General features: G+C 48.1%; 20 protein-coding genes and 1 riboswitch. Of the genes, 11 read left to right on the top strand and 9 right to left on the bottom strand.

What is annotated here, in order from left to right:
- Window positions 1-138: 138 nt before the first annotated feature.
- The 4 genes from D9Y29_RS12635 to D9Y29_RS12620 form a co-directional block, all read right to left on the bottom strand.
- The gene (locus D9Y29_RS12635) at window positions 139-2196 is read right to left on the bottom strand and encodes a thioredoxin domain-containing protein (protein ID WP_127128621.1); all 2058 of its coding nucleotides are present in this window, start codon (window positions 2194-2196) and stop codon (window positions 139-141) included.
- 96 nt (window positions 2197-2292) lie between these two features.
- Window positions 2293-3087, bottom strand: coding sequence for a uroporphyrinogen-III synthase (locus tag D9Y29_RS12630; protein ID WP_127128619.1), 795 nt, complete (start codon window positions 3085-3087; stop codon window positions 2293-2295).
- A 25-nt stretch (window positions 3088-3112) separates the two neighbouring features.
- The gene (locus D9Y29_RS12625; protein ID WP_127128617.1) at window positions 3113-4192 is read right to left on the bottom strand and encodes a DUF4271 domain-containing protein; all 1080 of its coding nucleotides are present in this window, start codon (window positions 4190-4192) and stop codon (window positions 3113-3115) included.
- A 40-nt stretch (window positions 4193-4232) separates the two neighbouring features.
- Window positions 4233-6032: a BamA/TamA family outer membrane protein gene (locus tag D9Y29_RS12620; protein ID WP_127128615.1), complete on the bottom strand. Its 1800-nt coding sequence runs from the start codon at window positions 6030-6032 to the stop codon at window positions 4233-4235.
- Window positions 6033-6089: 57 nt separating this feature from the next.
- Between D9Y29_RS12620 and hemW the strand changes: the two genes are divergently transcribed.
- Window positions 6090-7223 (top strand): radical SAM family heme chaperone HemW, encoded by a 1134-nt coding sequence (gene hemW / locus D9Y29_RS12615; RefSeq protein WP_127128613.1) that lies wholly within the window; start codon window positions 6090-6092, stop codon window positions 7221-7223.
- A 307-nt stretch (window positions 7224-7530) separates the two neighbouring features.
- On the opposite strand, the gene D9Y29_RS12610 is transcribed toward hemW, so the two are convergent.
- The 5 genes from D9Y29_RS12610 to D9Y29_RS12590 all read right to left on the bottom strand — a co-directional run bounded on the left by D9Y29_RS12610 (window position 7531) and on the right by D9Y29_RS12590 (window position 14103).
- Window positions 7531-8568, bottom strand: a complete 1038-nt coding sequence (locus D9Y29_RS12610; RefSeq protein ID WP_127128611.1) for an NAD(P)H-dependent glycerol-3-phosphate dehydrogenase — start codon at window positions 8566-8568, stop codon at window positions 7531-7533.
- A 38-nt stretch (window positions 8569-8606) separates the two neighbouring features.
- Window positions 8607-9968: an efflux RND transporter periplasmic adaptor subunit gene (locus D9Y29_RS12605; RefSeq protein WP_127128609.1), complete on the bottom strand. Its 1362-nt coding sequence runs from the start codon at window positions 9966-9968 to the stop codon at window positions 8607-8609.
- A gap of 58 nt (window positions 9969-10026) precedes the next feature.
- Window positions 10027-11469, bottom strand: a complete 1443-nt coding sequence (locus D9Y29_RS12600; protein ID WP_127128607.1) for a TolC family protein — start codon at window positions 11467-11469, stop codon at window positions 10027-10029.
- A 112-nt stretch (window positions 11470-11581) separates the two neighbouring features.
- Entirely contained in the window at window positions 11582-12754 is a 1173-nt protein-coding gene (locus tag D9Y29_RS12595) for a trans-sulfuration enzyme family protein (RefSeq protein ID WP_127128605.1), read from the bottom strand.
- 14 nt (window positions 12755-12768) lie between these two features.
- A complete protein-coding gene (locus D9Y29_RS12590) occupies window positions 12769-14103 on the bottom strand; it encodes an APC family permease (protein ID WP_127128603.1) in 1335 nt (444 codons plus the stop codon).
- A gap of 61 nt (window positions 14104-14164) precedes the next feature.
- Between D9Y29_RS12590 and D9Y29_RS12585 the strand changes: the two genes are divergently transcribed.
- From D9Y29_RS12585 to cobC, 10 genes are all read left to right on the top strand, one after another.
- On the top strand, window positions 14165-16237 hold the full coding sequence (locus tag D9Y29_RS12585; protein ID WP_127128601.1) for a TonB-dependent receptor: 2073 nt from the start codon (window positions 14165-14167) through the stop codon (window positions 16235-16237).
- Window positions 16238-16413: 176 nt separating this feature from the next.
- Window positions 16414-16630, top strand: a riboswitch (cobalamin riboswitch).
- Window positions 16631-16742: 112 nt separating this feature from the next.
- Window positions 16743-18617, top strand: coding sequence for a TonB-dependent receptor plug domain-containing protein (locus D9Y29_RS12580; RefSeq protein ID WP_164735389.1), 1875 nt, complete (start codon window positions 16743-16745; stop codon window positions 18615-18617).
- A gap of 18 nt (window positions 18618-18635) precedes the next feature.
- A complete protein-coding gene (locus D9Y29_RS12575) occupies window positions 18636-19217 on the top strand; it encodes a DUF6580 family putative transport protein (RefSeq protein ID WP_127128597.1) in 582 nt (193 codons plus the stop codon).
- Between the two features lie 24 nt (window positions 19218-19241).
- Window positions 19242-20186: an ABC transporter substrate-binding protein gene (locus D9Y29_RS12570; RefSeq protein WP_127128595.1), complete on the top strand. Its 945-nt coding sequence runs from the start codon at window positions 19242-19244 to the stop codon at window positions 20184-20186.
- The gene (locus D9Y29_RS12565; RefSeq protein ID WP_127128594.1) at window positions 20173-20397 is read left to right on the top strand and encodes a cysteine-rich CWC family protein; all 225 of its coding nucleotides are present in this window, start codon (window positions 20173-20175) and stop codon (window positions 20395-20397) included. Before D9Y29_RS12570 ends, D9Y29_RS12565 begins: the two co-directional genes overlap by 14 nt.
- Entirely contained in the window at window positions 20384-20899 is a 516-nt protein-coding gene (locus D9Y29_RS12560) for a bifunctional adenosylcobinamide kinase/adenosylcobinamide-phosphate guanylyltransferase (protein WP_127128592.1), read from the top strand. The genes D9Y29_RS12565 and D9Y29_RS12560 overlap by 14 nt, the downstream gene beginning before the upstream one ends.
- A 49-nt stretch (window positions 20900-20948) precedes the next feature.
- Complete coding sequence (locus tag D9Y29_RS12555) at window positions 20949-21710, top strand: adenine nucleotide alpha hydrolase (RefSeq protein WP_241237910.1); 762 nt, start codon at window positions 20949-20951, stop codon at window positions 21708-21710.
- Window positions 21711-21728: 18 nt separating this feature from the next.
- Window positions 21729-22802, top strand: a complete 1074-nt coding sequence (gene cobT, locus D9Y29_RS12550; protein WP_127128590.1) for a nicotinate-nucleotide--dimethylbenzimidazole phosphoribosyltransferase — start codon at window positions 21729-21731, stop codon at window positions 22800-22802.
- 2 nt (window positions 22803-22804) lie between these two features.
- Complete coding sequence (locus D9Y29_RS12545) at window positions 22805-23617, top strand: adenosylcobinamide-GDP ribazoletransferase (protein ID WP_127128588.1); 813 nt, start codon at window positions 22805-22807, stop codon at window positions 23615-23617.
- Window positions 23614-24216: an alpha-ribazole phosphatase gene (cobC, locus tag D9Y29_RS12540; RefSeq protein ID WP_127128586.1), complete on the top strand. Its 603-nt coding sequence runs from the start codon at window positions 23614-23616 to the stop codon at window positions 24214-24216. Before D9Y29_RS12545 ends, cobC begins: the two co-directional genes overlap by 4 nt.
- Window positions 24217-24236: the final 20 nt, after the last annotated feature.

Here is a 24236-nt window from a genome sequence, read left to right as displayed (position 1 = left end):
AGGGTATTGGGCAAAAATAATGTTTTACCGACTTCATCGCAAGTTTAGAATTTATTTTTTAAAACTGCAAACACCATCAGAGCTTAGGTTTAAACGGCTCCGGACACGCTATTATTGTATCAACTACAGATTTAAGTTTTACACATCATCAAGCTGCTTAATCAATGCATTAAGTTGTGTAACAGGTGCATTGCAAGCATAATTTTTACATAGGAAGATCAGGGTTTCTGGGTAATCAGGTTTGCCGGACAATAGGGGGAATTGTTCATCAGCCTGGTGTGAGGACTGAAAGATACGGAAGGGGATAAAGGTTTTCAAAAAATCCTCACGAAGCGTAGCAAAATTCCCGCCAACAATCACTATTTCCGGAATTCCGTACGAGAATGCCTGAATCAGGGTTGCCCAAACTCCAAACGATGTGGGATACCGCGTTACTGCCTGCAACAATCCCGCGCACATCGTAGCTGCCCGCTCTTTCCATGCTCCTTCGTCGAAAACCATTCCGAGGTAATAAAGATTGGAGGCCATTACTGCATTGCCGGAAGGGACCGCACCATCATAGACTTCTTTCTTACGTACGATAATATCTGCCTGACCGCTGGGTGTATAAAAGAAAAATCCTGTTTCATCTTCACTGAACTTGTCCAGTACATATTCCAGTAATTTCTTTGCCTCATTCAGATAGGTTTTGTTACTGGTCACTTCCTGTAGCTGGACCAGCGCTTCCAACAGGCATGCATAGTCGTCCAGGAAGGCAGGATATTTCGCCACTCCTTCCTTGTATGTATGATGAAAACTATTATCTGATCCCCGGAATGCTTTCAGCAGAAAATCCATATTGGCTTCTGCGGTCTGCAGGTATTCTTTCTTCCCCAATATGGCATACGCCTTACTGAAGGCGATATTCATCATCGCATTCCAGCCTAGGAGTTGTTTGTCGTCTAGCGCAGGCCGGATACGGGTTTCCCGATGTTTCAACAATTTCGCTGAGGCTTTTTCCATTCTTTGCCACAATTCATCTTCCGTGATCTCCCAGGCGTCTGCAATATCGGCTGTGCTTTCTTTGATGCGGAGGATATTGGTATGTTCCCAGTTTCCGTGAGGCGTTACATCATACACCTCATTGAAGAGCTCTGCATCTTCCCCCAGAAGCAGGTCCGTTTCTTCCTTACTCCATACATAGAACTTTCCCTCCACTCCTTCGCTGTCTGCATCCAGGGCCGCATAAAAACCGTTTTCGGGCGATAACCACTCCCGGGCAACAAAAGCTAACGTTTGTTCGATAACGCGCTTATAACGGTCTTTCCCGGTGACCTGGTAAGCTTCGCAGAGCGTGATCACCAGGAGAGCATTATCGTATAACATTTTCTCGAAGTGGGGCGCCAGCCATTCTGCATCGGTAGAGTACCGTGCAAATCCTCCGCCAAGTTGATCGTAAATGCCGCCATCGATCATTTTATCCAAACTGAGAGTAGCCTGTTGAAGGGCTTCCGCATTTTTGGTGCGATGATGATAATGCAGGAGGAAACGAATGGTGAAAGTTTGCGGAAATTTTGGAGCCTTTCCGAAGCCGCCGTCAGTACGGTCGGCCTGCTTCATGATATTCGCAAACATCTCGTCCACTTTTTCTTTCGTGAAAAGCGATTCGGGAGTGATGTCCACCGCCTGGTTCGTCAATCCGAAACCATTGGAGGAAATAAGATGTTGGGTTAGTTGTTCCGCCTGCGCATCGATATCTGCACGTTTATCGCGGAAGGCGTTCGCCACACCGTTGAGCACTTCCGTCCAGGAAGGTCTGTTGTATACTTGCTTTGGCGGGTAATAAGTGCCGCCATAAAAAGGTTTGGCATCAGGTGTGAGAAAAACATTCAGTGGCCATCCACCTGAGCCGGTCATTGCCTGCACGGCATCCATGTAAATATGGTCCAGGTCCGGCCTTTCTTCACGATCGATCTTGATATTGATGAAATGCTCGTTCATGAGGGCCGCAGTGGCTTCGTCTTCGAAACTCTCGTGTTCCATCACATGGCACCAGTGACAGGCGGCATAGCCGATACTGACCAGGATGGGCTTATCTTCTTTTTTTGCTTTTTCCAATGCTTCAGTCCCCCAGGGGAACCAGTCCACCGGATTATGGGCATGTTGCAATAAATACGGGCTGCTCTCTTTTGCCAGGCGGTTGGTGAATGTGGCCATACGTAAGCTTGAATCTTTTAAAGCTACAAAAAAATGAGCATTGGACATTCCGGTGAATGTGCAATGCTCATGCAATATTTCTGCCAGTGGATGGATCTATTTTCTCTTCAGCGCGGAGCTAAGGTATGCTTCCAGCGCGGCTACCATGGAAGGAGCCTGTGGTTGCGGAGCCCTGATCTCAACGCCCAGTCCGGCATCTTCAGCAGCGCGGGAAGTATTGCTTCCGAAAGCGCCGATACGGGTACCGTTCTGCTCAAACTTGGGGAAATTATCGAACAAACTTTTCACACCGCTAGGCGTGAAGAAGCAGATGATATCGTAATTATTCTTACTGAAGAGTTCTTTCACATCATTGCTGATGGTGCGGTACATAAAGGGATTCGCAAATTCACAGCGATTGTTCTTCAACCAGTTCACGATCTCATTGTCCTGCTGGTTCTCAGACACAGGGTAAATGAATTTCTCATTTTCCTTGTGCTTGTTGATTACGTCGAACATGCTCTTATTGGTGCCATCGGCGCCATAGAACACTTTACGTTTTCTGTAGAGAATGAATTTCTGCAGGTACAATGCCACAGCTTCAGTAATGCAGAAGTACTTCGTATCCTGCGATACGTTCACTTTCATTTCCTCGCAAATTCTGAAAAAGTGGTCGATTGCATTTCGGCTGGTGAAAATAACAGCGGAGAAATTGGAGATCTCAACTTTCTGTTTTCGAAAATCTTTTGCAGGAACGCCCTCCAACCTGATAAAAGGATGAAAGTCCAACAAAACACTGTATTTCTTCGCTAACTCGAAATACGGCGATTTATCGGTCTCAGGTCTGGGTTGTGTGATTAGTATTTTCCTAATCGTGTTATCACCAACGTTTTTAGCCCCGTTCTTAACCATATTTGTTACGTATGGATTTGCAAAATTAATAACTTCTTTCCACAAAAACCAATAACACCTTGTAAATCAGCAAAAGGGGTGCTATTTCGAAGGCGCAAAGGTATAGAAAAAAATGGAAACGAGTTACTTTAATTTCGTTTCTTATCGGCTTATAGCTGATAATGAACCTGTAACCAAAGAAAAGAGCCAGCATTATATAGCTGAGTGTGAGCACAACAGGGAACATTGCAGGGTATGGAAAGGCCATCAGTACCAGCACCGGCAGCAGTAAAATTCCGATGATCTTATTCACCAGGAACACAATGAAAATATAGGTATCGGTAGCTGCGCTGATATTAAAAATCCAGCCAGCCAGTTTGAGCAGGATGAATTTGCCCAAATACACTGCCAGCAACAATCCTGCGCCATATGCGAGCAACAGCCAGTCGTTCTCTGTGATCTTCACTCCATAATATCTTCCAACCAACACCATATACATGCCGCCACTCACCAGGAAGAGAAGATTCAGGAAAAACGAAGCCAGTGGCGTTTGCAACATCTGGTCCCTGATCTGCTGCTGCCGCATGGTCACACGGAAGAAGAGGGTCATGATATTGTCCACATATTTCCGGAAGAAAACTTTAATCAAAGCATAATATAGCAAGAGGCCCGCAATAAAGTAAAAAAGGGTGTCCTTGTCTTCTTTTTTCTTTTCCAATTCCGGCATGGCAATGGCCCTGCCAAAGAAATTGAAATAAGGATGACCACGCAGTGCATCCTGGAACCGGCTGATCCTTGCCAGTTGCTGAGGACTGGCTTTAACCACCACAGCAGGAACAGTATCTTTACTGATCTGAGATGAATCGAACTTTACTGTCCGTTTCCGGGAGGTATCTGCAACATTGGGAGCCTGCTTTCTTTTAGTGGTATCGGTGATGGCAGTACGACGAAGTGAATCGGAAGCTTTCTTCCCAGCAGTAACAGCCTTGCGGCCCGTATCTACCTTTACCGCACGGGCAGGTTTGTCAGTGTCTTTGAGAGGTACTACTGAATCGCCTTTAGACTGGGCAAATGACAGTACGGCGATCAGTAAAATTCCTGTAAGAAGTACTAAACTTTTTTTCACTAATGGTTGTTGCGTGTGCAAAAATAAAAGAATCGGCCCACTAAAAATAATTCACATACCCCAAATGTATCTTGGCTTGTCTTAGATTGAATTTGGTATCATCCCGCTTCCCTACTGCATAGGAAATATTGAATATACCTGCCTTTGTTTCGAATGCCATGCCGATACCGGTTCCCAAAAACGTATTGTTGACTTTGATGTTCCTGCTGTCTGACCTGGCCCATCCGAAATCTATAAACGCAAAAAGAAAAGAATTCTGTCCTAACAGGTAGCGGTATTCTGAAGTTCCTACCGCATATGAAGATGCGTAAATGCTTTCTTCATCAAAACCACGCAGCAACTTATAGCCCCCGATCTGGAACAGCTCATTGCGGAAAATGTCCGGGCTCTGGAACCAGCCACCGTTGAAAGCCATTTTCAGCGTACTCACTCTGGTAAGCTTGAAATATTGCGAAGCCACGGCTTTCACGCGGAACTGGTAAGAGTTCAACTGGAAAGTATCGTAGAGGGAATTGTAATCGAATTCAGGATTGCTCTGGTCTTTCAGTTTTACGATCACGTTGTTCTTGCGGATCTTCCTGGTGCCGGCAGAAGCGCTGATGAACAGATCGGTGCCCTTCCGCGGATTGAAGCGATAATCGGTATTGTACCATTCATAGTTCACGCCCAGGTTCACGGCGCTTACATCGGCTTCGGGTGGTAATTTTTTTTCATTCTTCACAGCATTGGTGTCTACTGTCAACAAGTTACTGCGGGTATTCTGAATGAACACAGATCCTGTATTGCCGGTGGATACAGCGTATTGCGCACCCAAAAGAAAGCTGATATTGAGGAAAGAGGAATCTTTTTTGAAGAGATCAAAAGCCGCATTCATCCCAAACGGAGAATTGAAAAGATAGGGCTGCTGAAAGGCGAGGTTGAGCCTGGGCGATTTCGGTTGTATCTGCTGCCAGTTGAGGCCAATAAGCTCCCCTCCTCCCAGGGCATTCTTGAGATTCACAGTAGCTTCGCCGGTTACCAGCAGCTTGCTGCTTTGCGCTGCGCCGTTATTGTTGTTATCAGGAAGAAGACCGATCAACACGTTCACCTGGCTGCTCTTTTTCGGTTTCAGGTATACGTTAAGGATAGATCCTTCGCCCAGCAGGGTAAGGTCCCAGGGGCGCTCTTCCTCCACAAATGGCAGTTCCCGCAATCGTTGACTGATCAGCTGCAGTTTCTTTTTCTGATAGATGCTTCCATTCAGGATGCCGAGATAATGTTGCAGGTAATTGGAAGAAAGATTGGCTTTCCCGTTGTTCCGGATGCTGTCGATCTTATACATAGGCCCTTTCTCCACGCGCAGCATAGCTGAGAATTCCTCCCCCTGCAATCCGATACTGTCCAGCAGTACTTTCGCAAACGGATAACCGCTGTTCTCCAGGTGGTCCAGTATCTTCTCCTGTAATTCCTGCACTTTCAGCATGTCTATCCGTTTGTACTCAAAATCCTTCCTGTTCCAGGCCACGGCATCGAGGATGCGTTTATCGATAGAGTCTGTATTGAGATATGCCCAGCGGAGCGAAGCACCTACATAAAGTTCAATGGTGGCTTCCGTTGAATCATAACGCTCACTATCAACCGAAACAACCGGATATCCCCTCTGCTGCAGGATAGCAGGGATCTTTCGTACATACTCTTCGCATTTTTGCCGGTCCTTGAAATTGCTTTGCAGTTTCAGACTGTCCCTGATAAAGGAATCATTGCGGTCTACAGGAATGATACGTAGCACATATTGTGCGCCTGCGGCCATGGGCCAGGCGAAAAGCAGGAATAATATCGTTTGTAAACGGAGTTTTTTCACTTAATGCTTTGTCAGCTACCTTTGAACTGTAATATTCGCTAAAATATCCGTAACAATATGGCAGGCATCTATATACATATTCCTTTTTGCAGGCAGGCCTGTCATTATTGCAATTTCCATTTTTCCACCAGCAGGGGACTGGAGAACGAATTCCTGAACGGTTTATTGGCTGAGATCCCGCTACAGCAGGGATTTCTGGCGGGAGAAACGGTGGAAACAGTTTACTTCGGTGGCGGTACTCCATCCCTCCTGGATGCAGAAAGCCTCAACAGGGTCCTGAATGCACTCCGCGAAAATTTTTCCATTCATCCCGATACAGAGTTTACACTGGAAGCAAATCCGGATGATATCAACCCCGTTAGCCTTCAATCCTGGAAGGATGCCGGCATCAATCGCCTTAGCATCGGCATCCAGAGTTTTTATGAAGAAGATCTTCGCTGGATGAACCGTGCACATACCGCAACGCAGGCGATCGATAATCTAAAGCTGGCGCTGGCATTCTTTCCTAATATCACCATCGACCTTATCTATGGAAGCCCCGGCCTCACAGATGAAAAATGGGCTTCCAATGTACAAAGGGTGATCGATATGGGCATTCCGCATATCTCCTGCTATGCCCTCACAGTAGAACCGAAGACAGCACTGGAAACTATGATCCGCACACATAAACGTGAAGCGGTGAACCCTGAAGACCAGGCCCGGCAATTCATTCAACTGATGGAATGGCTCAGGGCTGCTGGTTATGATCATTACGAGATTTCCAATTTCGCCCTGCCAGGCAGGCGCAGCAAGCACAACAGCGCTTACTGGGAAGGCAAGAAATATCTGGGTCTCGGACCTTCGGCACATTCCTATGATGGCGCCAACCGGCAATGGAATATTGCCAACAATGCGCTTTATATCCAGGCATTGAAAAATGGAACTGTACCATTTGAAAAGGAAACGCTCACGCCGGTACAAAGATTGAATGAGTATATCATGACTTCTCTCCGTACCATTGAAGGAATGAGCCTCGATATTGTAACAAGGTTGAGTGATCCCAATACCGCTTCGTTACTGCGCAAACTGAGTGAAAGATTGATTCGTGAAGGATTGATGAAAGAAGAAGATGATCATCTGATCTTAACCCAACAGGGCAAACTCTTTGCAGATGGCATTGCTGCCGATCTTTTCAGGGATGAGCCGGAGTAGCAGAGTGCTGCCAGTCGCTCGCCTCCCGGTGAGTGACTTTTATTTGATCGCCTCCGGCGATCCTTCGCCAGAGGCGAAGAAATACAGGTCACTCGCCGGGAGGCGAGCGACTGGGCGAACCCAAAATAAAACGGCCCACAAACCTGTGGACCGCTTCTTATGATTTAACACAAACTTTCCTTAGTGATGCTGATGCCTTCTTCTCAGGTGTTTCACCAGCTCGGCAATACTGAGTATCCCGATCATGATCAGGATGCCTGCAACACCAAATGATTGAAAAGATAGTGGCATAATATGCTTTTACAAATTAGACGAGTTCCTGTTCAATTTGTTTGTACCCAACTGAAGGTTTAACATTTTCCCAAAGGATCCTGTAAATCGATTCTGCAATCGGCATCTCAGCCCCTACAGTTTTGTTGATCAGGTGAATGGATTTGGCAGCATTGTAACCCTCCGCCACCATGTTCATTTCCAGCTGTGCTGAACGAACGGAATATCCTTTCCCGATCATATTACCAAAGGTACGATTCCTGCTGAACAATGAGTAACAGGTTACCAGCAGATCGCCGAGATATACAGAAGCGGCGTAGTTGGGTGTTTTGCGGTGCGTAACCGGGTCCTGCCCTTCATGCACGCCTACTTCAATTCGTTGAATACCTACTTTTTTGAGAAATACAGCCATTTCATCTGCACAATTCGCAATCAGTACGCTGAGGAAATTATCGCCATATTCAAGTCCGTGAGCAATACCTGCACCCAGTGCGTAGATATTTTTCAGGATTGCCGCATACTGAACACCTACCACATCGGTATTCACCACAGTATTCAGGTATTCTGTATTGAACCTGGCCGCGATCTTTTCGGTTAATGCAGCATCTGTTCCTGAGAAAGTGAGATAGCTCAGCTTTTCAGCCGCAACTTCTTCTGCATGGCAGGGGCCCATGATGGTATAATAGTTTGAAATATCAACGTTGAACTGTTGCGCCAGATAGTCGTTAAGCAACAGGTTGCTTTGTGGGATGATGCCTTTCACGGCAGAGATCACTTTTTTTCCCTCGAAGGCATTCTCAGGCAGCGGCTGCAATGTATCGATGATATAAGCTGATGGTACGGCAATAACAATATATTCGTTTTCTGCAACAACTTTATTTACATCCGTACTGAGGTCTACCAGGTCTGCATCAAAATAGGCGCTGCTCAGGTAAGAAGGATTATGACGGCGGTGTTTGATATGAGTTACGATATGCTCAGAGCGCACCCACCAGCCAATCGGGTTCTTATTGTCCGTAAGTATTTTGGCAAGTGCAGTAGCCCAGCTTCCGCTTCCGATGATTCCCAATCGCATGAATCAGTTATTTGCGGCAAATGTAAGTAAATGACTGCTTACTTCTTTGCTTCAAACAACTTATCAGCCGGCACCACTTTTACTTTGGTCCCCGTTTTCAGGAGCTTACTCACTACATTATATGGTGCTGTAACCACGGAGTCCCCTGCTTTCAGGCCGGAAAGGATCTCGATATGGTTCATGTCCTGGATGCCTGTGGTCACTTTTACTTTCTTTACAGAATTGTCTTTTTGCAATACGTACACCACTTCGTCCAAATCGCTGGTAAGTCCGGCTTTCACTGTTTCCTGCAGACCTTCTTCTTCTTTTTTGTCTTCATTTTTATTGTCAGCCACATCATCGCTGCCTTTTTTGCGGGTGGTCACGGCATTGATGGCTGCAGATATCACATTGTTCTTGGTAGTGGTTTGAATATCTGCGCTGGCATTCATTCCGGGACGGAAAGGAAAACGGGTTCCGTTGGCGGTAAGATCGCTGTAAGAATCTGCCAGGAGACGGATATGCACTTTATAGTTTGTAACGTCATTGCTGGTAGTTGCGGTGGTTGAAGCTGCTGTGGTATTGCTGCTGGCGATCTTGGTCACAAGTCCTTTGAATTTGCGATTGGTATAAGCATCCACTTCCACGAGGGCAGAATCTCCGAGCTTTACTTTCGGGATATCATTTTCACTCACGTCTACCTGTACTTCAATCACACTCATGTCTGCAATGCGCATCATTTCCGTACCGGCCATCATACCTGCTCCCACTACGCGCTCGCCTCTCTTCACGCTCATGAGTGAGATAACACCATCACGGGGAGCAACAACCGCAGTTCGTCCCAGGTCTTTATCGGCTTTGGCCAGGTTGGCCTGTGCGCCCTGGATACTGGCTTCTCCTCTCTTTACGTTTTGCAGGGCTGCATTGTAATTAGCCTGAGCGGAACGCAGGCTGTTTTCTGCCTGCTCAAATTCAGAAGCGGAGATCACTTTCTCCGCCACCAGTTGCTTTTGGCGGTCATAAGCGCGCTGAGCCAGTTCCACAGCGGATTTCAGGCCTGGTAATTGCGCGCGTGTATTTGCAACGTTGGCACGTTCCATATCAACAGCAGCAGCAGCCTGGTTGCGTTGTGTAGAATAGATATCTGCATAGATACGGGCCAGTACAGCTCCCTTCCTAACGCTATCGCCTTCTTCATAATTCAGTTCCACAATCTCACCTGAGATATCCGGACTCACTTTCACTTCAGTTTCGGGATACACTTTTCCACTCGCGTTCACTGATTCGATGATGGTCCTCGCCTCCACTTTTTCCACCGCCACTTTAAGGCCTTCATCTTTTTTGAAAACGCTGCCCAATGCGAGCAATGCAATGATCACGATGATCCCGACAATGATTATCCACAAGGTTTTCTTCTTCATGATTGTAACTGTTTGGTTGGGGGCCGGCGAGCCTTTGCTGTTAACCGGCAGTTGCGAATTATAATTTGATGCCCTGGCCTTTATAGAACTCCAGTACTTTCAGTTTGAATACATAATCATACTGGGCAGTGAGCTTGTCTATTTTGGCTTTGAACAGATTATTCTGATTGGTCAGCAGATCGATTGTATTGAGCAATCCGATATTATACCGCTTGGTAGCGAAATCGAATGCTTTCTGCGATGTTTCTACAGATTTGATACCTGCGATATATTTCTGGAATGAAGCAGTGGCTTCAGTATATGCTTTGTATATGTCCTGCTTCAGCGTTTGATTGTCCAGCTCCTGTTGCAGTTCTGTATTGCGCAGATCAAGTTTTGCCCGGTTATGCTGAGTGCGCAGCTGGCCCTGGTTGAAAATTGGTACAGAAAGCGATAAACCGATCGACTGCCCGAACGACTTATCCATTTGTGAAAAGAAGCTGGGGTTCCTCACCAGGTTGTTAACGCCAACAAATGGAGCATACACTTTATAGTTTTGATTAGCGATGGTTACAAAGGCAGAGGAATCAACTCCGGCATAGGGAGTTCTTCCGTATACTTCCTGCAATTTATTGTTGTAGGCCGTTCCAAGTCTGCCATATGCAGAGAGGGTCGGCATCATGGCGCCCCTGGTGGCTGCAACATTCTTATTGGCGGCTTCCACGCGCAACTGATTCACTCTTTGCAATGGCATGTTTGCCATTGCAAGCTGGAACACAAATTCAGGTTGAAGCTCAGATAAGGGTTCAACAGGGATCAGTTCAACAGGAGGCGCAACGATATCGAATGGTTGTGCCGCATCCAGGTTTAACAAAGCCTGCATTTGCAGCAGGTTCACTGCGGCAGTTTGTTGTGCACCCACCAAAGTTGCGCTGTCGCGGGCCAGTTGAGCTTCCAGTTCAGCGGCATTCAGTTCCGGAACGGAGCCTGCAATCACCAGTTTCCTGGTGTTCTCCAATTGTGCGAGTGTGAGCTTCACCTGCAGCTCACTGGCGCTCACCTGCTCTTTACTGAGAAGCGCCTGAAGATAAGCTGCTGCTACATTGAGAGAGATATCATTCTTTACTTTATCGATATTCGTTTTGGAGGCTTCAGCTTCGAGCCGGCTGGCCGCAACAGTATTCCGGATGCGAAACCAATTGAATAATGTAACGGAGCTTGACAAACTGAATGAACCAGAGATATTGCTTTCATTGATCACACTGAAGTCAAAAGGGTTCTGTGTCCGGCCTGCATTCAAACCAAGACTGCCATCAAAACCAAGTGTAGGTATCTGCGAAAGCCTGGACTGGTTCAGGTTGAGAGCGGCAATGCGTGCCTGCACATCGGCTTGTTTCACCGAAATATTATTGGCCAGAGCATATTCCACAGATCTTCTGAGATCCCACTTATCCTGGCTGAACGAAACTGATACGAGGCAAATTTGCAAACAAACAGTCAGAAATAGTTTCCATTTCTTCATAGAACAAATGTAATTGTAATGAGAGGCCGGGGGCCTGTTTTTTGATAAGCGGTCGGGGAGCTGGTAACCACCAAATTACAAGCTACGGTTCAAAGTGCGAAAAAAATTACTGTTAAACCATTTTAGCAAAAGCCTGTTCCAGATCGGACTTCAGGTATTCCGCATCTTCCAGCCCGAAATAAAAACGGAGCATCCGGTGCTCCGGATCGGAGGCATCGAAGGCTTCGGGTTGAAGGGATGCGCAACGCGGGATCACCAGGCTTTCATGACCTCCCCAGCTAACTGCCATGAGAATATGTCGCAGCGATTCTGAGAAGGTTACAATCTCTTCCATTTTTTTTGCATGTACTACAATGGTCACCAGGCCGCAGGCACCGCTCATTTGTCTTTGAGCTAATTCATATTGAGGAAAGGAGGGGTCAAAAGGAAAGATCACCTGCGCCACTTTGGGATGATGTTTCAGCCATTCAACCATTATCCGCGTAGTGGTTGAAACCCTGTCGAGACGCGCCTGCAACGTGCGTAAGCCTCTCAGTAACAGCCAGGCATTGAATGGAGAAATCCCATTGCCGGCATTCAGCATGGCATTGTTAAATACATGGTCCATCATTGTTTGCGTGCCGGTAAGCACGCCCGCAACCACATCGCTGTGGCCGCCGATATATTTGGTGGCGGACTGCAGGCTCATGTCGATCCCGAAATCCAGCGGACGCTGGAATAACGGTGTGCAGTAGCTGTTATCACAAATTGTTATAATACCTTCTGCCTTCGCCAGGTCGGCCACTGCACGCAGGTCCTGCAATACAAAGTCCCAGCTGTTCGGGGATTCCAGGTAAATGATCTTTGTAGATGGAAGAATGGCCCGCTCAAATGCTTCGATCTCCCTGCCATCTACATACGTTGTTGCCACACCGAAACGCGGCAGCACTTCATCAAATAATTTCTTCGCCCAGCCATAAGGCCGGCTTACTGAAACTATGTGGTCACCACTCTGCACATTCGCAAAAACCGAAGCGAAGATGGCGGATGAACCACTATTGAACACCAGGCATTCTTCCGCATTGTCCAGCGCCGCCAGTTTCTTCCGCAGGATATTGACGGTTGGGTTCATCCCCTTACTGTAGATCAGGTTGTTGAACTCATCTTCAAAAGCCCTTCGCATATCCGCCACCGATTTGAATGCGAAATTGCTGGTTTGATAAATGGGAGGAGCAACAGCATTGAAATAGTCTTCCCTGTCTTCTCCCAGTTCATTGAGGATATAAGAAATGTCTGGTGGTAACATGGTGATTGGTTTGATCAGTCGCTTTCCTGTTTGGTGCGTTTGCCCATCAGGAAATACAAGACCATAAAAGTAAGCAATACCCCTATGCCGATACCTGCTGTTTTCGGTTTGTCTATAGCAATGCTGATACCCACAAAAGTATAAGCAAGAATAAAGATGATGGGCAATAAGGGGTACAGCTTCATACTGTAAATGCCGGTTCCGTCCAGGTGTTTGGTTCGCTTCCTGAGTTTGAAGATGGCGCCGGCAGACATGGCCATGCCGAAGCAATCCAGGAAGATGGTGAAGCTGAGGATCTCGTTGAAAGTTTTGGCAAAGAAAAGAACAATGATACAGGTAGCAGCAAACACAGTGAGCGATGTAAGCAGCACTTCCTTTTTTGCCGTTTGTTTTTTAAAGATCGGAGGTAGCACACCATCATCGCTCATAGCATACATCACGCGGGGATTGCTCATCAGCAGCACATTCACGTAGGCGAGTACAGAAAGGAAGAGCAACCCGGAGAACACCGTTGAGCCAGTAGGCCCGAACATCTTCTCCGCCACTACCGACGCAATTTCATTGGTGGTTTTGAGTTGCTCGAACCCGATCAGTTTATAATAACTGAAGTTCACGGCCAGGTAAAGTACAATGATGGTAGTGATGCCGATGAAGATCCCTTTCGGCACGTTGCGCGAAGCGTTCTTCACCTCATGTCCGAAATTGATACTTTGCTGGTAACCTCCATAGGTAAACGAAATAGCCACCAGGCACAGTCCGAAGGAGCGAATGGAATCGCCCCAGGAATGTTCCGCCGCAGGAGCTACTACCGGCGCCGGTTCCACGTAGAGATCAGGAAAGCAGAGCGCAGCGATCAGCAACAATACCATACTGATCTTGATCAGCATCAATACATTTTGCGTTCGCGAGCTCATCTTCAACCCCATGAGATTCACGCCATAGAAGATCACGATAGCAATGATGGCGATGATCACTTTGGTGGTGTCCGTGGCAGGCTGGTTGAACAGCACACGGCTGATATACCCTGATCCGATCAGGGCTACAGCCGACAACGATGCAGCATTGCTCACCAGGATGATGCAATTGATGGAGAAGGCCAGCGAAGGATGGTACGCATAAGAGAATATCTTATAGTAGCCACCGGTTACAGGATGCCTTGAACCGATCTCGGCATAGGTAAGGGCTCCGCACAATGCTACCAATCCTCCCACAATCCATCCCGCAAAGAAAATGCCCGGTGTGAGTGCATCTTTGGCGGAATCAGTGGCCGCGCGAAAGATACCCATGCCAATCACCAGGCCGATCACGATCATGGTCAGATCGAATAAACCAAGTTTGGAAGACTTCATGTTTGGAAGATAAAAAATATTTGCCGTTCATTTTAACGTAAATTCGGTTATCCTTTCCAATATGAAACACGTTGTTACAGCTCTGATCCTCGGGTGCTCCATTTCATATGTTACAGCACAGACGGGCAACCCGCAAGATTCCGCAAAAACATTACAGGAGGTGGAGGTCCGTGCATTCGGACAAAACCGCCAGTTGAAGGAAGCCGGAATGGCCGTGAGCGTGATCACGCCCGCTCAATTGGAGCGTTATAATAATATGAGTTTGTTGCCTGCCATCAATGCCACGCCTGGCGTGCGTATGGAGGAAAGATCACCCGGCAGTTACCGCCTGAATATCCGCGGCAGCAGCCTCCGGTCGCCCTTCGGCGTGCGTAACGTAAAAGTATACTGGAATGGCATTCCATTCACTGATCCTGGCGGAAGTACCTACCTCAATCAATTCAGTTTCTATAATATCAGGCAGGTGGAGATCGTGCGCGGACCAGCCAGCAGTTTGTATGGCGCGGGCACCGGGGGCGCCGTGCTGCTGAACAGCCGGACCAATGATTTCAAAGCCGGGGCAGAGATCGGCTATGGCGGTGGCAGTTTCGGGATGCTCAACCTCAATGCACAGATCAGAACAGGCGATACAGACCGCAACAATATTTTCAGTTATTCCCGTCAGTCGGGTGATGGTTACCGTGATCACACCAGTTTCAGAAGGGATATGGCCTGCTGGGAATCGCAGTTCAGCTTCAATGAGCGGCAAAGTCTGCAAACTTCCGTTCTTTACGGCGATCTCTATTACCAAACTCCCGGCGGCCTCACCAAATCCGAATACCTCGCCAATCCACGCGGGGCACGGCCTGCAGCAGGCATGTTCCCCGGCGCTGACCAGGCAAAGGCCAGTATCCGGCAGCAGACTTTCCTCGCCGGCATCACACATAATTATGCATTCAGTGAGGTCTTTGAAAACACAACCACTGTATACGGAGCTTTCAGCATACTGAAGAATCCCACATTCAGGAATTATGAAAAAAGATCTGAACCACATTTTGGCGGCCGCTCGGTTTTTACCTGGCGTAAGGAGATCAGTAACGCAACCCGTCTCACCGTTCTCACAGGCGCAGAAGCGCAACGCGGATTCTTCAACACCAAAACCTTCGCCAATAATGGCGGCAACCCGGCTGCGTTGCAAACCGATGACGAGATCAACAACTGGCTCTACTCAGTATTTGCACAGGCAGAACTGCAATTCAAAACAGGAACTACCATCCAGGCCGGTGTGAGCAGTAATAAATCCAGCATCAGCATCCAACGTTTATCCTCACCCGAACTACCTGTTCAAAAGAGAACTTACAATAATGAATGGGCCCCTCGCGTGGCCGTTTCACAGAAACTGGTTCCGCAGTTATTATTGTATGCCAGTGTGAGCCAGGGCTTCTCCCCCCCCACTTCACAGGAAGTACTGCCCAGCACAACCGAGATCAATACTGGTCTGAATGCCGAGCATGGCGTGAATTACGAAGCAGGCATAAAAAACAACTGGTTCAATAATGCATTGTATATCGAAGTGAATGCATTCCGTTATCAATTGCAGGAGGCCATCGTACAGCGAAGGGATGGTAGCGGTGCAGACTATTTCGAGAATGCAGGCAGCACCAGGCAGGAAGGCATCGAATCACAGGCCCGTTATCTTTTCGTCCCCCAAAAACCTGGTTTTCTCTCCAGCATACAGCTCTGGGCCAGTCATACCTGGTACTTCTTCCGCTATCGTAATTTCAAACGAGTGAATACCGATCTGGGCGGAAAGGCATTGCCCGGTGTTGCCCCTCACACAGTGGCTGCCGGATTGGATGTAAATACCAAGCCTGGCCTCTATACTAATATTACTTTCTTCTACAGTGATCCTGTGGCCTTGAACGATTCAAACTCAGATTATGCAGGCTCTTATCAACTCACCGGCGCCAGGGCCGGATGGCGAAAGGCATTCAACGCACATATCAGTTTTGATCTTTACGCGGGAGCAGACAATCTCTTCAACACCGAATACAGCCTGGGCAACGATGTGAATGCCGCCGGTGGGCGCTATTTCAACAGCGCAACTGGAGTAAATTATTTCGGAGGCCTCACGTTGAGATACAGTTGGAAATAGCTCAGCGTGCTGGCAGTCGCTCGCCTCCCGGCGAGTGAGTTCTATTTGTTCGCCTCCGGCGAACACCGCGTCGCCGGAGGCGACTAAATAAAAGTCACTCGCCGGAGGCGAGCGACTGCCAGCTGTCTAATAACACCCGTTAGTAAATAGTTTTTGTGCAGTTCATTCACAGGAGTACATTTGCAGCCATAATTGGTTTCCCGGACCCGAAAGGTCCCGGGATTAAAAGGGAAACCGGTGCAATTCCGGTGCTATCCCCGTAGCTGTAAGTTGCAGATGCAGTATTTCGACCCCGCTGCATCATTGTTCAATCTTCATACCACTGTCTTTTTTCGATGGGAAGGTGTTGAACAGGTAACGAGCCAGAAGACCTGCCAGTTATGTTTCAATCACATCAACGAGCTTTCGGGTGAAAAGCCGGGATGAAATGAGCGCTTCATCGCGCTGCCTCACATTTCATTTCTGTAATGAATTTCCGAAGGCTCATAGTAAACTAACTATGAGCATGAACAAAAAACTTCTCTCCCTTGCCGCATTGCTGGCCGCAACGTATGCCAATGCGCAAGACTCCACTTCCAGGAAACAACTGGATGAAGTGGTGGTAACAGCCTCCAAGTACGAACGCAAAGCATCTGAAACAGGAAAAGTGATCACCGTGCTGGACAGAACTGTCCTGGACCGTAGCACCGGTAAAGACCTCGCTCAACTGCTCACCGAGCAAACAGGCATGGTAGTGAACGGCGCAACCAGCAATCCCGGAAAAGACAAATCGATCTTCTTCCGCGGCGCTACTTCCAATTACACCGTAATCCTCATCAATGGCATTCCACTGGCCGACCCTTCCGGAACCGGCGGCGCATTTGATCTGCGACTGATCCCCATCGATCAGATCGAAAGGATCGAGATCCTCAAAGGAGCACAATCCACTCTGTATGGCTCCAGCGCAGTTGCCGGTGTGATCAATATCATCACCCGCAAAGGCACCAAAGGCAAACCTGCTGAAGTGTACGGCAGCTATGCCATGGGCAGCTACAATACCATCAAGGCTGATGCCGGAATGGGCGGAGGAAACGATAAACTCCGTTACAATATCGGGTTCACCCATTTTGAAACGAAAGGCGTCTCTGAAGCGCTGGACACTGCCGCCATCAAGACTTTCGATAAAGATGGCTTCCACCAGAAATCCGTAAATGTGAACCTCGACGGCGAGATCATCGAGAACCTCCGCGTAAAACCTTTCTTCCGTTATGCCGCCATCGGTGGTGATTTCGACGGAGGCTCCTTCTTCGATTCAAAAACCAATAACTACGATAGCAAACTCATCACAGCAGGAACCCAGGTGAATTACAAGTTCAAAAAAGGACAGGTAACCGCCCAATACCAGTTTGATGATGTAGACAGGATCTCCGGCGGCTTCGCCTACAGGGGCAAAGCACAGCTGGCTGAAGCATTCGCACAATATGACGTGCATGACAAAGTACAGGTGCTGGCAGGCTTCGATGCACGCATCCAGCAACTGCTAGATACTACCATCGAAAACAAAAATCCGGACATTACCATTCTCAGTCCCTATCTCTCTGTTTTCGTAAAAGACCTCAGCGGCTTTTACCTGGAAGCGGGTGCAAGGCTCAATAACCACAGCGAATTCGGCAATCATTTCACTTACAGCATCAACCCTTCTTATCTTATCAATAAGAACGTGAAAGTATTTGCAAACCTCGCCTCTGCATTCAGAGCGCCCAGTCTCAACGAACTCTACGGACTCTGGGGCAGCAACCCTGAACTGAAACCGGAAAAATCCTATACCTGGGAAATCGGTACACAGGCATCGCTCATCGATAATGTACTGGAAGCACGCGTTGTGTATTTCAACAGGCATATCAAGGATGTGATCACCTGGATCAATAACCGAAACGAAAACCTGAACGAACAAAAAGACCAGGGCCTCGAGATCGAACCATCCATCAATATCACCAAAGACCTCAACATCAAATTGTATTATAGCTATGTTGATGGCAAGGTGACTACCGACAATAATGGAAAAGACAGCAGTTACTACAACCTCGTACGCAGGCCCAAACACGCTTTCGGCGCTACCATCGGTTACCAGGTAACGAAGAACCTGTTTGTGAGCAGCAATGTATACACTTATGGAAAACGGTACGACTTCTCCTTCGGTGGTCCTCCGAACTATGAGCAGATCATGGTGCCATTGAACAGCTATACCATCTGGAATGCCTACGCAGAATACAAACTGTGGAACAATCGTCTCCGTATATTTGCAGACGTAAAGAATATCACTGATGCCAAATACCAGGAAGTATTGGGTTATGGCACACTCGGCACCAATTTCATTGCCGGTGTAGCAGTCAGGTTATAAACTATAAAAAGAACACTCATGTCATTGAAACAATTCAATCCACGCAACACAGTACTGTTCGCCTTTATGGTAGTGGTTGCGCTGATGAGGATCTTCCTCAGTGCAGAAGCGCCCATGAACCCCATCGCCACTTTTACTCCACTCGGAGCAATGGCTTTGTTTGGTGGGACCTATTTCAACAACAGGACCAAATCGGTGCTCTTCCCTGTACTCACACTCTGGATGAGTGATATCATCCTCAACCGTTTTGTTTATTACAATGAATGGAGATTCTTTTACGAAGGTTTCTACTGGACCTATATCTCTTATGCACTAATGGCAGTGGCCGCCAAATTCATCATCCGCAAAGTGACGGTGAGCAATATCATCATTGCATCACTGGCCGCCACACTGATCCACTGGATCGGCACCAGCCCCGGCTGCTTTATGATAGAGAACAGCATGTATCCCAAAACATGGGCCGGCTATTTCACCAGCCTGGTAGCAGCCATTCCCTACGAAAGGAATTTCCTGATCGGTACACTTGTGTACAGTGGGATCCTGTTCGGAGGTTTTGAACTGCTGCAACGCAGGTACAGTGCATTGCGACCTGCACATTAATTTCAACACATTCAATACAGCAACATGACAGCCTCTTCCTTTCTTCCCGCCGCCACGCAGATGATCTACGATATGCAGCTGCAACATCTCTTGCAGGGCATCACGTTTGAATGTCCGCCACAGGCGCTGGCCGAAAAAAGAAAAGTGGTCCGTTGTGTGCTGGAAGGCAAGCAATACAGCAGTATCGAAATTGACAGGATCTTCTCCGCATCCAAAGCACAGGGCAAAAGTCTCTACTATGTGGATGAGGCAGCCCTGCAGGAGATCGCACCGGATGTGATCTTCACGCAGGATGTATGTGAGGTCTGCCAGATCGATACTGCCTGTACCGCTGCCGCAGTGGCTAACCTTGATAAACAACCGAAACTGGTGGCGCTCACGCCGAACAATCTCCAGGATGTTTTTCAAACAGCCATTACTATCGCCACTGCATTGGGCGCAGAAGAAGCCGCCTATCCATATCTCGCCAAACTACAACAACGCATCGATACTATCATCGATACACTCCGCGCTCATCGCGCTGCTCCAAAGCGTGTGATGATCATGGAATGGATCGAACCCGTATACAACTGCGGTCACTGGATCCCCTTCCAGGTGGCTTATGCAGGCGGGATCGATATGCTTTCCAATCCGGCGGGCGACAGTATCGTTACTCCCTGGGAGAAGATCCTACGCTATGATCCCGAAGTGCTCGTGATCGCTCCCTGCGGTTTTGATGTTAAAAGAAGTCGGGAAGAATTGCATCTCCTCACACAAAAACCCGGATGGGAGCATCTTACTGCCGTGAAAGAGCAAGCCGTTCATATTGCCGACTACGATCTTTTCACACAACCCAGCGCCGGAACACTGGTGGATGGTATTGAGATCCTGGCCGCCTGTTTTCATCCTCAGTTCTTTTCCGTTCCCGATCAGCTTCGTCATAAAACTGCCTCACTCTTTCAAACCGGTAAAGCCTATGTGCAAGCATGAAGCAAAAAAATGCCCGCGCTGTGAAGCAGGCTTTGAATGTAAAGTGGGCGATGTAACCCATTGCCAATGCTATGGCATTGCACTCGATCAGGAAGAAAGATCGTTCCTGGAAGCACGTTATGGCGATTGCCTCTGCCGCAACTGCCTGCTGGAACTGAAACAGAAAGATGTTTTCTTCAGGGAAAAACACGCATGGCATGACAACCGCTAACCGAATCATTTACATCACCGGCGGGGTCCGCAGCGGCAAGAGCCGATACGCACAGGAAATAGCGCTGGCCCTCAGCAATAATCCCATCTATCTCGCCACAGCAAGGATCTGGGACAATGACTTCAAAGATCGCATCCGCCGTCATCAGCAGGACCGCGATGAACGCTGGACCAATCTCGAAGAAGAAAAACATTTCGCTTCCCTTCCCCTCGACAACCGCGTGGTGGTGATCGACTGCGTTACGCTCTGGCTCACCAATCTTTTTACGGACACGAAAAGCAATACCGATCAGTGTTTGTCTGTGATTGAACAGGAAATCCAGTTGCTCAAAAAACGTCCCGGTATATTCATCATCATCTCCAATGAGATCGGAATGGGCATGCATGCAGATACCGAACTGGGAAGAAAGTTTGCCGACCTGCAGGGATGGGCCAACCAGCTTATTGCAAAGCAGGCGGATGAAGCCATTTTCATGGTATCCGGAAGACCGATAAAATTTTGATTTTTCGCAGCAATTGATCCGTAATATTGCAAGTCTATTTACGAAACCCATGAGCCAGCCCTTGCACCATCCTGTACAGCAATCTGTAAAGCAGTCATTCATGAACTGGAGTGGCGGCAAGGATTCTGCGCTCTGCCTTCATCGTATCAAACAAGATCCTACTTATCATATCAATGCATTGCTCACCAGCGTGAATGCTGTTCATGATCGCGTGAGTATGCATGGTGTTCGCCGTAGTCTCCTGGAAGCCCAGGCCGCTTCATTGAGCTATCCGTTACACACACTGGAATTACCGGAGATGCCCGGCATGACGGAATATGAAAGCATCATGACCAATCAACTGAATGCTTTCAAAAAGCTCGGTTACACCCATTCCGTTTTCGGTGATATTTTCCTGGAAGATCTTCGCGCTTACCGCGAGATCAAACTTGAAGCAATGGGCCTGCAGGCAGCATTCCCTCTATGGAATATTCCAACAGATCAATTGATGGAAGAATTCCTCGACCTTGGTTTCAAAGCGATCATCGTTTGCGTAAATGATCGTTACCTCGATAAAAGTTTTTGCGGACGATTGATTGATGGCTCTTTCGTTCGTGATCTTCCACCTGGTGTGGACGTATGCGGAGAGAATGGCGAATACCATTCCTTCGTATTCGATGGCCCCGTTTTTAATCATCCAGTTACCTTTACCAAAGGCGAGATCGTGCGCCGAACCTATGATGCACCCCGCACTAACACCCTGAACCCCGATTCTATGGATCAGCCATCTTCGTATGGCTTTTATTTTTGCGACCTTTTGCCTTCTGTCTGAATCAACAATTCAAGAACTATGAGTAACCAGCTGAACCAGCTCCGGCAGCAATTACAATTTGCGATCGACAACAAGACCAAGCCACCCGGCTCACTGGGCTTGCTGGAAACCATCGCCCTCCAGGCAGGATTGATACAGCAATCACTGCGCCCCACTGTGCAGGACCCGCAGATAGTGGTATTTGCCGGTGATCATGGCATCGCGAAAACAGGACTGGTGAACCCATTCCCCCAGGAAGTGACTGCACAGATGGTGATGAATTTCCTCCGCGGAGGCGCCGCCATTAATGTATTCACAAGGCTGCACAATATCGGCCTCACCGTAGTTGATGCCGGTGTGAACAACGAAGACTGGGACGAAATTTTTGCTTCCGATCACTTCATCGATGCAAAGATCGCGCGCGGAACCGCCAACTACCTGGAAAGCGATGCCATGAGCGAAGCCGCTGTGGTGGCCGCTATCGAAGCAGGCCGCTCCATTATCACCAACCTGGCATTGCAGGGCTGCAATACCATTGGATTTGGTGAGATGGGAATCGGCAATACATCTTCCGCAGCATTGATCATGTCTGCCATCACGGGAATTCCTGTTGAGAACTGCGTTGGCAGAGGCACCGGAGTGAATGATGATCAGTTGAAAGTAAAAATTGAAACCCTTCAAAAAGTATTTCAGTACCACAAGCTGGAACTGTGTTCCAATAACCCCATTTCATTGCTCGGTAAAGTGGGCGGCTTTGAGATCGCGATGATGACAGGCGCTTTCCTGGCTGCTGCGGAACATCGTATGATCATAGTTGTTGATGGCTTCATCACAACAGCTGCATTGCTCCTGGCTCAGCAAATGGAAACTTCTGTGAAGGAGTATTGCCTCTTTGCACATACCAGTCATGAGCAGGGGCATGAAGGCATGCTCCGTTACCTCGATGCACAACCGGTCCTGCACCTCGGCATGCGCCTGGGAGAAGGTACCGGCGCAGCACTGGCCATTCCCCTGATACGCAGTGCAGTGGCCTTTCTCAATGAAATGGCCAGCTTCGACACAGCCGGCGTAAGCAATGCCACCGAATCCACTACATCCCGGCCAAAAGCCTGAACATGAAAAAAGAGATCCGCATATTCTTCACAGCCATGATGTTCCTGACGCGGTTACCAGTCCCCAGCTACACTGACCATTCGCAGGAATACCTGGAAAAATCAGCCAAATATTTTCCGTTGATCGGCTGGTTCGTGGCCGGCATCAGTTGGTTGACCTATGTAGTGTTCAGCAAGTATATAGGAGAAGACATCGCCATTATCGCTTCTATCATTGCAGGCATCCTCACCACAGGCGCTTTCCATGAAGACGGCTTCGCAGATTGCTGCGATGCTTTCGGTGGCGGCTGGACGAAAGAAAAGATCCTGACCATCATGAAGGATAGTCGCCTCGGAACTTTCGGCGTGATCGGACTTATCAGTATCTTATCCGTAAAGTTCTTATTGCTGAAAGAGATTCCGAAGTTCACACCAGACCTGGGCGCTCCTTCTGTAAATGTTTTTGCCAATTATGGACAGTTCCTGCTTTTACTCCTCGCTGCACATGGCGCCAGCAGACTGATGGGCGTATACACGATCCGATTCTACGATTATGTTACTGATATCGATGCCAGCAAAGCCAAGCCCATCACCAGCAAGAAGCCATCCGCAGGGCTGTTGGCTGTGGCTACCATTTTTGCACTGGCTCCTTTTGCATTGCTGGATTATCGCTTATTGATTGCTGTTGTACCTATGGCCCTGGCTGCCTGGCAGGCCAATGTCTATTTTAAAAAATGGATCGGAGGTTACACCGGCGACTGCCTGGGCGCTATTCAGCAAATCACCGAGATCCTTTTCTATCTTAGTGTGATCATTCTCTGGAGGTATTGGATATGAGCATTTATCTTATCCGGCATACAGCCCCGCTGATTGATAAAGGCACTTGCTATGGTCAGGCCGATATCGATGTCAAAGAAAGTTTCTACGATGAGGCCGCTATCATCAAAACTGCCATGCCTGTTGAGCTGCAGAAAGTATGGAGCAGCCCTTTGCAGCGATGCAGGAAACTGGCGGAACATCTTTTCCCCGCTCATCCCATCAATCTTGAACATAAACTCAAAGAGATCAATTGCGGCGAATGGGAGCTGCAGAAATGGGACGATATCCCTTCACATATCATCGATCCCTGGATGGAAGATTATGTGAATGTTCGCATACCCGGCGGCGAGAACTACCTAGATCTGTATGATCGCGTGGTTGACGCCTTTCTGAACATTGCATCCGGCGAAACGCCTGCCGCCATTGTAACACATGGTGGTGTAATAAGGAGCATCCTGGCGCATATCACAGGTACTCCCCTGCTGGATTCCTTCAAGGCATTTTCCATTTATTACGGTTGCGTGATCAGGGTTAGCCGCAATGGCGACGGATTTGTTCACGAGGTGCTGTCAAATATTCCCACTGCGAAAGAACAGCACAAGCCCAGTCCGAAATGATTGCATTGGATCTCCGCCGA

The organism is Pseudoflavitalea rhizosphaerae, assembly GCF_003991355.1.
GTDB lineage: Bacteria > Bacteroidota > Bacteroidia > Chitinophagales > Chitinophagaceae > Pseudobacter > Pseudobacter rhizosphaerae.
The sequence above is the reverse complement of the archived record's forward strand: the minus strand, read 5'-3'. Positions and strand labels throughout refer to the sequence as shown.